The organism is Metabacillus niabensis, from assembly GCF_902829255.1.
GTDB classification, from domain to species: Bacteria; Bacillota; Bacilli; order Bacillales; family Bacillaceae; genus Metabacillus; species Metabacillus niabensis.
The window spans coordinates 1-1,593 of record NZ_CADEPK010000046.1; the positions used below are offsets into that span (position 1 = coordinate 1).

Sequence of the window (1,593 nt, forward strand, 5' to 3'; positions counted from 1 at the left end):
AACCTAGGAGGTATTTAGAAAATGATTCTTTCCAATCAATCAATAAAAAGGAGATTATTAGAAAATGAGTTAAAAATTACTCCTATTACTGAAACACAATTTCAACCTGCTTCTGTAGACTTGCGTTTAGGAAACCACTTTTTAGCTATTGATGAAACATCAGTTCCATACCTATCATTAGAAAAAGCTGCTGAGTACAAAGAGTTTTACGAAGATAAAATTCTTATTCCTCCCCAGGGGTTTATCCTTGGGACGACACTTGAGTGGATTAAGCTCCCAAATAACCTAACAGCATTTGTAGAGGGAAGAAGTTCAATCGGGAGGCTTGGGCTTTTCATTCAAAATGCAGGATGGGTAGATCCCGGATTTGAAGGAAATATCACTCTAGAATTATATAATGCAAATCAAGTCCCCATTGAGTTAACTTTCGGAAGGAGGGTTTGTCAACTTGTCTTTGCTGAGCTTGATCTTGAGGCTCCTCCATATTCCGGCAAGTATGTTGGACAAAACGGAGCATTTCAAAGTTGTATTCATAAAGATGAAGAATGTATCCGTCAGCATCTTCCTGCAAAGTTATTTAAAGAGTTTGATTAAGCCAAAAATTTAAAGAATTCACTTTTTGTTTTAAATGATATTACATTATTCGTCGTTAGGACTTTTCTCGAGGAGGAGTTTAATATGGCAACATGGAATTTAAGTAACACTATTCATCATCTTCTTATCTGTAACGGTAGCAGTTGTAATCGTGTTGGAGCTGAAGACTTGACCCAGGAGTTACGGAAGGAAATATCTATAAGAGGCTTAGACGATATGATTCATACAACACGAACAAGATGTAATGGTAGATGCCATGATAAGTGTGTCGTTATTAACTATCCACAAGGAAATTGGTATAAGGACTTAAAGCCTGAGGATGTAACTATCTTTATTGATTCCCTTCTGGATAATAAAGATTATACAGGGAAAATTAGTCATTCTTATAATAATCACGGGTTTGACCGTTCACCTGAAGTTGTGACGGGGATTCGTAAAGATCCGGATAAAGTAAAAAAAGTGTCAAAATGATGTGAGAAAAATAATGGTTATCAGGAAGAAGGTGAATACTTCTCATGCTGGATCATATTTATCGTCAGGTTATAATAGATCATTATCGTCATAAACGCAATTTTAAAGAATTATCTGGTAAGAATATTTTAAAAGTTTATTACAAAAATCCAACTTGCGGGGATGTGATGACCCTCTTTATTGAAGTTGAACATGATTTAGTAAAAAAAGCATCCTTCCTTGGAGAAGGGTGTAGCATAAGTATGGCATCCTCTTCAATGATGACAGAGCTTATTCAAAAAAAATCACTAAAGGAAATTAAATTACTAAGAAATGTTTTTGAAGATTTGATTCGAACTGGAGAGCTCACAAATGAAAAAATTGATTTAGGGGATAGTATCTCTTTACAAGGTGTTCATCAATTAAAGGCAAGACATAATTGTGCTTTAATGCCTTGGCAAGCATTAGATAAAGTTTTCAGAGACGAGGCAGAGTACAAATCTTACAATAAATAGAAAAATTAAGGACAGTCACATAGATTCTTAGGAC

General features: G+C 34.8%; 3 protein-coding genes. All 3 read left to right on the forward strand.

Features of this window, described 5'->3' with window-relative positions; genetic code table 11:
* The first annotated feature begins 21 nt into the window (after positions 1–21).
* The 3 genes from dcd (at position 22) to sufU (ending at position 1,559) form a co-directional block, all read left to right on the forward strand.
* On the forward strand, positions 22–594 hold the full coding sequence (dcd, locus tag HU235_RS06595) for a dCTP deaminase (RefSeq protein WP_174879697.1): 573 nt from the start codon (positions 22–24) through the stop codon (positions 592–594).
* An 84-nt stretch (positions 595–678) separates the two neighbouring features.
* Complete coding sequence (locus tag HU235_RS06600; RefSeq protein ID WP_174879698.1) at positions 679–1,065, forward strand: (2Fe-2S) ferredoxin domain-containing protein; 387 nt, start codon at positions 679–681, stop codon at positions 1,063–1,065.
* 44 nt (positions 1,066–1,109) lie between these two features.
* Entirely contained in the window at positions 1,110–1,559 is a 450-nt protein-coding gene (sufU, locus tag HU235_RS06605) for a Fe-S cluster assembly sulfur transfer protein SufU (protein ID WP_174879699.1), read from the forward strand.
* Positions 1,560–1,593: the final 34 nt, after the last annotated feature.

Excerpts from the sequence above, each read along its gene's own strand:
- HU235_RS06600 (WP_174879698.1), top strand. The coding sequence starts at position 679 with ATGGCAACATGGAATTTAAGTAACACTATTCATCATCTTCTTATCTGT.
- sufU (WP_174879699.1), top strand. The coding sequence starts at position 1,110 with ATGCTGGATCATATTTATCGTCAGGTTATAATAGATCATTATCGTCAT.
- dcd (WP_174879697.1), top strand. The coding sequence starts at position 22 with ATGATTCTTTCCAATCAATCAATAAAAAGGAGATTATTAGAAAATGAG.